The sequence below is a fragment of the Prosthecobacter sp. genome (genome assembly GCF_044222345.1).
Classification (GTDB): domain Bacteria; phylum Verrucomicrobiota; class Verrucomicrobiia; order Verrucomicrobiales; family Verrucomicrobiaceae; genus Prosthecobacter.
The window spans coordinates 1-7,054 of sequence record NZ_JBGANL010000112.1 but is presented as its reverse complement, the minus strand read 5'-3'; the positions used below and the strand labels follow the sequence as shown (position 1 = coordinate 7,054).

General features: G+C 61.1%; 12 protein-coding genes. 6 read left to right on the top strand and 6 right to left on the bottom strand.

The window, feature by feature from the left end; all coding sequences use genetic code 11:
- Together ACILSL_RS26480 and ACILSL_RS26475 are read left to right on the top strand one after the other, a co-directional pair.
- The coding region (locus tag ACILSL_RS26480; protein WP_395735085.1) for an alpha/beta fold hydrolase at positions 1-289 on the top strand (289 nt) is incomplete at its 5' end.
- Between the two features lie 188 nt (positions 290-477).
- A complete protein-coding gene (locus ACILSL_RS26475; protein WP_013249125.1) occupies positions 478-897 on the top strand; it encodes a hypothetical protein in 420 nt (139 codons plus the stop codon).
- A gap of 123 nt (positions 898-1,020) precedes the next feature.
- Here ACILSL_RS26475 and ACILSL_RS26470 read toward each other — a convergent pair whose 3' ends face one another.
- Both ACILSL_RS26470 and ACILSL_RS26465 read right to left on the bottom strand, forming a co-directional pair.
- On the bottom strand, positions 1,021-1,440 hold the full coding sequence (locus ACILSL_RS26470) for a hypothetical protein (protein ID WP_395735084.1): 420 nt from the start codon (positions 1,438-1,440) through the stop codon (positions 1,021-1,023).
- A gap of 328 nt (positions 1,441-1,768) precedes the next feature.
- Positions 1,769-2,536, bottom strand: a complete 768-nt coding sequence (locus ACILSL_RS26465) for a pseudouridine synthase (protein ID WP_395735083.1) — start codon at positions 2,534-2,536, stop codon at positions 1,769-1,771.
- Between the two features lie 284 nt (positions 2,537-2,820).
- On the opposite strand from ACILSL_RS26465, the gene ACILSL_RS26460 reads away from it, so the two are divergent.
- The 3 genes from ACILSL_RS26460 (at position 2,821) to ACILSL_RS26450 (ending at position 4,539) form a co-directional block, all read left to right on the top strand.
- Entirely contained in the window at positions 2,821-3,234 is a 414-nt protein-coding gene (locus ACILSL_RS26460) for a hypothetical protein (RefSeq protein ID WP_395735082.1), read from the top strand.
- A gap of 58 nt (positions 3,235-3,292) precedes the next feature.
- Positions 3,293-3,685 carry a surface-adhesin E family protein gene (locus ACILSL_RS26455; protein ID WP_395735081.1) on the top strand — a complete coding sequence of 131 codons (393 nt, stop codon included), beginning with the start codon at positions 3,293-3,295 and terminating at the stop codon, positions 3,683-3,685.
- 65 nt (positions 3,686-3,750) lie between these two features.
- On the top strand, positions 3,751-4,539 hold the full coding sequence (locus ACILSL_RS26450) for a protoporphyrinogen/coproporphyrinogen oxidase (protein WP_395735080.1): 789 nt from the start codon (positions 3,751-3,753) through the stop codon (positions 4,537-4,539).
- A gap of 143 nt (positions 4,540-4,682) precedes the next feature.
- On the opposite strand, the gene ACILSL_RS26445 is transcribed toward ACILSL_RS26450, so the two are convergent.
- A complete protein-coding gene (locus tag ACILSL_RS26445; protein WP_395735079.1) occupies positions 4,683-4,805 on the bottom strand; it encodes a hypothetical protein in 123 nt (40 codons plus the stop codon).
- Positions 4,806-5,093: 288 nt separating this feature from the next.
- On the opposite strand from ACILSL_RS26445, the gene ACILSL_RS26440 reads away from it, so the two are divergent.
- On the top strand, positions 5,094-5,498 hold the full coding sequence (locus ACILSL_RS26440; protein ID WP_395735078.1) for a tetratricopeptide repeat protein: 405 nt from the start codon (positions 5,094-5,096) through the stop codon (positions 5,496-5,498).
- A 17-nt stretch (positions 5,499-5,515) separates the two neighbouring features.
- Here the strand turns inward: ACILSL_RS26440 and def are convergent, their stop codons facing one another.
- From def to ACILSL_RS26425, 3 genes are all read right to left on the bottom strand, one after another.
- Entirely contained in the window at positions 5,516-6,007 is a 492-nt protein-coding gene (gene def / locus ACILSL_RS26435) for a peptide deformylase (protein WP_395735077.1), read from the bottom strand.
- Between the two features lie 2 nt (positions 6,008-6,009).
- Positions 6,010-6,558: a glycine cleavage system protein R gene (locus tag ACILSL_RS26430; protein ID WP_395735076.1), complete on the bottom strand. Its 549-nt coding sequence runs from the start codon at positions 6,556-6,558 to the stop codon at positions 6,010-6,012.
- A gap of 115 nt (positions 6,559-6,673) precedes the next feature.
- Positions 6,674-7,054, bottom strand: a 381-nt coding sequence (locus tag ACILSL_RS26425; RefSeq protein ID WP_395735075.1) for an ATP-dependent helicase C-terminal domain-containing protein, incomplete at its 5' end; no start/stop codon positions are given.

Sequence of the window (7,054 nt, the reverse complement as noted above, 5' to 3'; positions counted from 1 at the left end):
GCCATTGCTGGAGCGGATCCCCACCTGGAATGCCACGGTGATCCGGGAGGCGCTGACTTCCATGTCGCAGTTCAACGTGCATGGCCGGCTCAGCCGCATCACCGTCCCGACCCTGATCATGGTCGGAGCCAAAGACGGAGTGGCCACGCCGACTATCGCCAAGGGGATTCAGGCGCAAATCCCCGGCGCGAAGGTCGTCGAATTCGACACGGGGCATTTTATGATGGCGGAAGATCCCGACCAGTTTCGCACCGTGCTGGGAAATTTTCTGAAAGGCCTGCCGCGGTAAGATATCGCACCCTTCGCTGCAGGCAACCGACCAGCGGAGGCTCCGTCTGTGCGAGTCTGCCCTGTCCGGCCCGTTCCGTTCGCCTGCTTGACCCGGAGGCTCGATCCTCCGTTCGAAACGGACGGCAAGAATGGTATGATGCCGATAGTTGCTCGACCGGATCTTCATTCACCATCTGAGAGGACATCATGACTAAGCTTTCGACACGTCTCTTTATCACGGCCTCATTGGGCGTCGTGCTGTTCGCAGGGACTGGCCTGGCGGCGGAACCCGCCGATGTGGAGAAATTTGTGAACGCCCGCATCGAGATCGGCGAAATGATGACGAATTATTTCAAGGGCGGGGAGTCCTACGGGGCCGGGCAGCGGCCGTCGCCGGAGAAAATGAAGGAGATGGGCGACGACATCAACGCGAAACTGACCACGCTGTTGTCCAAGCATGGCTTGACGCTGGAGGATTACCGCGCGCGCAGCAAAGACGTGTTCGCCGATGATGCGGCGGTGAAAGGATATCTCGCCCAACATCCGGATCTGAAGACACGGTATGAGGCGCTCCCGTTGAATCGGATGAGTGGGGGTGGAGGAGGCAGCACCGGACGGGGCTACTAGCAGGCGGGTGAATCCTCACCACTCTGCGTGCTCACAAATTCGACCGCTCGGCGTATTGCATCAGTACGCCGAGCGTTTTCATTTGACCGCGGCTTTGCCGGACAGGCTAGTTGACCAGCCTGGTTAGACGACTTGGATCAGCAGATTGGTGAGATGCTCCATGCCGATGCAGTCGAGGATGCAGTAGGCGCGATATTGAGTTCGGTTCTTTTCCCCGGCCAGAAAACTCACGCTCGATTCCCGGTTCATCACCCAGACTGAGCCGGTCTCCTGCTTCCAGCCGTCTTCGGCCCGGATCGTGATCTGGTGCGTGTCTCCCACGGCCAGGCTGGTCATGTCTTCACCGAACACGAAGGTAATCTTCACCAGCGTATCTTTCGGCACCTGCAGGGCGCGCTTCGCTCCGTAGGGTCGGCCCTTCTCATCCAGGAATCCCTTTTCACTGACTCGAACCTTGATCTCGATCGAGGTTTTTTCCGGGGTGGCCGCAGCGGTCATCGCCGGTCCGGCGACGCTTGCGACAAACGCCAGCATGGTGGCCATGGTTGCCAATCGCTTTGTCATGTGAGTCATTGCTCTCGTGCTCCTCTATTGAGACCGCCTGCGATCGCAGGTGTGCCGTTCCCCTGTCATAGGGTGGCTGCGAGTCTTGCTGGTGGTGGACTACAGCTGGGGGCGACTCTTACGACAATGCGGAAGGTCACGCTCCGAAATTTCGTGTGCTGTATTCACCATAGCACAGGCAAGCAGGTTGGCTGCTGTATTCACCATAGCACAGGCAAGCAGGTTGGCAAGTTCTTTCACTCGCTCCGGCCGGGAGACGGCGGGCCTGAGGGAAACAGCGTAGGGAATCAGCGATGACGCCCACTTTTCAGTGAGTGGTCCGCCCTGGCTTGAATGACGGCAACCGGAGTTGCGCCCTGGCTGCGTCGATCGGGAGTTCGCGCCAGGCGCCCGGTTGGAGATCGCCGAGGGTGAAGGGGCCGTATTGAATCCGCCTCAATCTGGTCACCTCATGTCCCAGCGCCTTGAAGAGCCGCCGGATCTCACGATTCTTGCCTTCGGTCAACGTGACGGCCAGATGGGATTCCCGGCCTGAGCGTTTCTGAATGGTGACGGAGGCGCAGTGCAACCGCTCGCCCTGATCGTCCACCCCGTCAAGCGCTGCCCGGCCTGTCTCGTCCGAGACCTCACCACGCACCGTGACTAGATAGAGGCGCGGCACCTGCTGTTTCGGATCGGTCAGGAAGCTGGAGAGCGTCGAGTCGTTGGTGAGCAGGAGGAGACCACTCGTCGCCTGATCCAAGCGACCGACTGCGTGCAGGCTTTTCAGCTCAGGAGGAAGTACATCGAAGATGGTCTTTCGACCCTTCTCGTCCTGATGGGTCGTGACTACACCTTTGGGTTTATGGAAGAGAATGAATTGCGGAGGGCGCTGCTGGACCGGTCGATCGTCGATGGTGACGGCATCGCCGGGCCAGTCGATCCAGGTGTCCGGCATGCGTACCAGGCGTTGATTGATGCGGACTCGTCCGGCCCTGATCCATTCCTGTGCCTGGCTCCGGCTGGCAATGCCGAGTTTGGAGAGCAGTCGATCCAGCGTCACACGTTTCGCGCTGCTTGCCTTCGCGCGTGGCATGCTCCGCGCCGGCTTTCGGGGAGGAGGCACCCTGTCGGACGACGCCGGATCTCGTTGTGTGAAGTGCGGTTTGCCGGTCATGCTCATCGGGCCAAGCGGAGGGCCACGTCTGGATGCGGTCGCATGGTGTGACTGTACACTGCCGAGTGCGGAAAGAGAAGTCGATCGATTACAGCTGCTGTGGAGCGTGGGGCCGGGATCAGTTGGATGTATGTCGCATACCTGTGATGGTATGATGGCTGCGGCTTTGCAGCGAACGAGGGACCAGTCTCCGAGAGGACACCATGGTGATCAATCCGGCGCGTCTGATGAGCGGCATCCTGTTCGCGGTCGTCCAGTGTGTGGGAACCAGCTGGGCTGCCGAGCCGGCAGAGGTGGAGAAGTTTGTGAACGCGCGGGTCGAGGTCGGTGAGCTGATGACCAGCTACTTTCAGGGGTGGGAGCGATATGGAGAGGGGCAGCGTCCGTCGCCCGAGCGGATGGAGGAAATGACGGTCGAGATCAATGCCAAGCTCGAGCCGCTCCTGGCTAAATACGATCTGACGGTTGAGAGCTATCGTGAGCGGATCAAAGACGTATTGGCCGATGAAGTCGCCGTCAAAGGCTATCTCTCCCAGCACCCCGACGTGAAGAAGCGGTATGACGCTCTGCCCTTTGATCGTATGAGGCGTGATGGAGGCAGCGGCCGAGGTTATTAGCAGGAAGATAGCCCGAGGCTTCTGGAACGTGTATCTGAACGCTTGTGATGGGGCAAACATGCTGAAATACGTGGTGCTGGTGATGTTCTCGACGCTGCTGTTTTGCAACGTGGCGTCGGCGGAATGGATTCTGGTCGGCGGCACGCACAAGTATGACGGCTACGTGGATGTGGCCACGGTTGGTCCGACCGGCAAGACCGTGACGCTCTGGACCCTGAAGGACTTCAAAGTGGATCGGCAGATTCCGCAGGGGACCTATCGCTCCGTGCGCATCAAGAAGCAGATCGATTGTCTCGCTCACAAGAGCCGTCCCCTGCAGACCAAGTACTATGCGACACAAATGGGCAAGGGTCGTCCTTTGCAGTCGGGGAAAGGAACCAGGGAATGGTCGCGGGTGACACCCGGGAGTGACGGGGAGGCGGAGTTGAAAATTGCCTGCAAGACGGTCTAGCAGGCTGAGAATCGTCGTCAGGAAACTGGAGTCTGGTCCCCCCTGCGTTTAGAATGCCGCCCATCATGTCTGCTAATCCTCGTGTGATCATCGTCGGCGCCGGTCTTGCCGGCTTGGCTTGTGCGCGACATCTGTCGCAGGCCGGACTCGCCTGTAGCCTGCTTGAGGCATCCGATGCCGTGGGCGGACGGGTGAGGACCGATCGTGTGGACGGCTTCCAGCTCGATCGAGGGTTTCAGGTGTTTCTGACCGGTTATCCCGAAGCCGGGCGGATGTTGGATTATCCCGCGCTGCAACTCCAGCCGTTTCACCCCGGCGCGATGGTGCGGTATGCCGGCGGTTTTCATCGGATCAGCGACCCGCTTCGCCGTCCGCAGGATCTTCTCTCCACGATGATGAGCCCGATCGGTTCGTTCGGTGACAAGCTCAAGGTGCTCCGGCTCCGTCGGGATGCGTTGCGCCGGCAGCTCTGTGGGCAGGCGGGCGGAGGCGAGCGCACCACGCTGGAGGCCCTGCAGGTCTATGGGTTTTCTCCCGCCATGCAGCAGCGCTTTTTCCAGCCGTTTCTGAATGGCGTGTTTCTGGATCAGGCGTTGTCCACGCCCTGCCGGCTGTTTGAATTGGTCTGGGCGGCGTTCTCTCGCGGCGATATTGCGCTGCCGCAACAGGGCATGGGCGCGATTGCGAGCCAGCTGGCCGCGACTCTTCCAACGGAGTCGATCCGATTGAACGCAGCGGTCAGTCACTTGGACGGCACCACCGCGGTGCTGGCGTCCGGTGAACGACTCGCCGCCGATGTTCTGGTCCTGGCCACGGATGATGCCACCGCTGCCACGTTACGAGGCGCAAGATAGCCGGCGGGCCGCGCCCGGCGTGACGCGATCTGTCTGTATTTCGACGCGCCCGCTCCACCGGTCCGTGGACCCTGGTTGATTCTGAACGGAGACGGTCAGGGACCGGTAGGCACCGCCTGTGCCTTGAGCGAGGTCGCCTCCGGTTATGCGCCCTTGGGACGGTCGCTGATTTCGGTCAGCTTGTCGGGGCAACCATCTTCGCCGGCGGTGATCTCCAGCAAGCGGTGCGCCGGCAGTTGCGCGAGTGGTTTGGTGAGGAGGTGCATGTCTGGCGACACCTCCGGACCGATCACATCAAGAGAGCGCTGCCGCCGATTGAGGTCCTCACGGCGCAGGCATCAGGCCACCGTCGCCGCGGAGGCCGGGAAGTTGTATCAACGCGCACAGCTTGTCGAGACCGGGACGTTGGATGGGGCGCTGCTGTCCGGGCGAAAAGCCGCCGAGGCGTTGTTGGCTGACCATTGAGTAGAGTCGCAGACGGGGGGGCGGTCTTGAACGGACGGGGAGCGCGGGTCACGAATCATTTCGGATGGCGATGGCTGTTGGCGGCGACGATGGTGCTGTTGTCCTGTCCGCTGCCGTCGGCCTTGGCCGATCCGTCCTCCCAGCATCAGCTGCAGGCGCTTGCCGGGCAGGGCGATGCGAACGCGCAATGGATGTTGGGACAGGCCTTGCTCACGGGCAGTCTCGGGGAAACCGATGAGGCCGAAGCGGTGAGGTGGCTGCAGTTGGCGGCCGACCAGGGCCACGCCTTGGCGCAACGCGACATGGGCATGTTGTATGAGCAGGGGCAGGGGGTGACGCAGGATGTGCTGGAGGCGTTCTTCTGGTATTCCCTTGCGAGTCGTCAGGACAGCAGTCGGGCCAGACTCCGCCGTGATGCGTTGGCGGCGATGCTCACCGCGGAACAACATGAGGCCATTGCGGCACGTCTCAAGGGATGGCGGCCGAGAAAATAATTGGTCGTTGTCAGGGGTTATTTTTTTCGTCTGAAGAGATCGGTGCTGAGTGACTGAATACGGTCGAGGAAGAGCATGCCGTTCAGATGGTCCACTTCATGCTGAAAGGCGAGCGCCTCGAATCCTGACGCACTCACCGTGACGACCCGGCCGTCCGGCGCCATCCCCTCCACGAGCGCCTCCTCGTAGCGCAGCACATTACCCGTGTAGTCCGGCACGCTCAGGCAGCCTTCCCGCACGCTTTTTTTCCCTTCCAGCGAGAGAATGACCGGGTTCAACAGCACGACCAATCCATGGCCCCTCTCGCCCTTTTTTCGTGAGACGTCCACGACGATCACCTGCACGGCATGCCCGATCTGGGGCGCCGCCAGTGCCACGCCGGGTGACGCGGCGAGCGTATCCAGCATATCTTGAACCACCGCTTGCACGGCCGGATCGGAGGGGGCGACGGCGGCGTTCGTGGATTTGAGTGCCTGATGGGGGTACTGCAGAATCGGACGGATAGCCACGATCAGAAGGTGACACTTTCGAGCAGACGGAAGGTCAAATCAACACCCAGCAGTGGCTTCAATTGTTCCAGGGCCTGTCTGAGCTGGTCGGCTTGCTGAGCCTCCGACAATTGAATCTCCAGGACCATGACATAGATGGGACGCTCTCCCGATCCAACCACGCGGGTATTCATGTCGGTGATGTTGCCGTTGTGCTGGGCGACGGTGCGGGCCACCTGTGCCACGATGCCCGGATGATCGGCCCCGTAAACCGACAACATGAACGTCGGTACCTCCAGGGCCGTCTGCCTGGTTGCCGCCTGGTCCGGCATTGCTCTGCACAAGACGGCAAGGTCCAGCGGAGTCGTATAGGGCGTCAGGCGTCGGCCAAGCTCCTCGGCGGCGATTCCCTCTGGAAGGCGCACCATGAGCATCATGGTGAACTCGCCACGAAGCCGGGTCATGCAGGTGTCTTCGATATTACAGCCGAGTCGGTAGAGGCTATCCGCCATCAGGGCGACGATACCGGGACGGTCTTGCCCGAAAGCGGTGACAATCGCGAAATGGTTCATTGGCATCTCGTGGGTCGCAAGAGTGGGTGCAGGCTGCGAGTAGAATGCTGCAATTGTGGAAGATTAGCAAGCGCCGGTCGCACGTGCGTGGTTGGACAAGCGGAAGGGCCCGGTCCTACGTTCGTCGTTTTGTCCGATTCGTGGGTTGAGCGGTGAGTGGATCATCCGGCCAGTGGTGGCGTGGGTAGCGGCCTCGCAGTTCTTTCTTCACCTCTTGATAAGTCGAGCGCCAAAAGCTTGCCAGGTCTTTCGTGACCTGGACAGGCCGTCCCGCCGGCGAGAGCAGATGCACCATCACCGGCACCCTTCCACCCGCGATGCGCGGTGTCTCCTGACAGCCGAACATCTCCTGGAGTCGCACGGCCAGCACCGGCGTCTCGTTCTGATCGTAATCCAGCTTCACATGGGAACCACTCGGCACGGTGAGGTGTGTGGGCACGAGCCTGGGAAGCTCCTGCCGCTGCTGCCATGTGAGGAGGCTTTCGAGCGGCGGTTG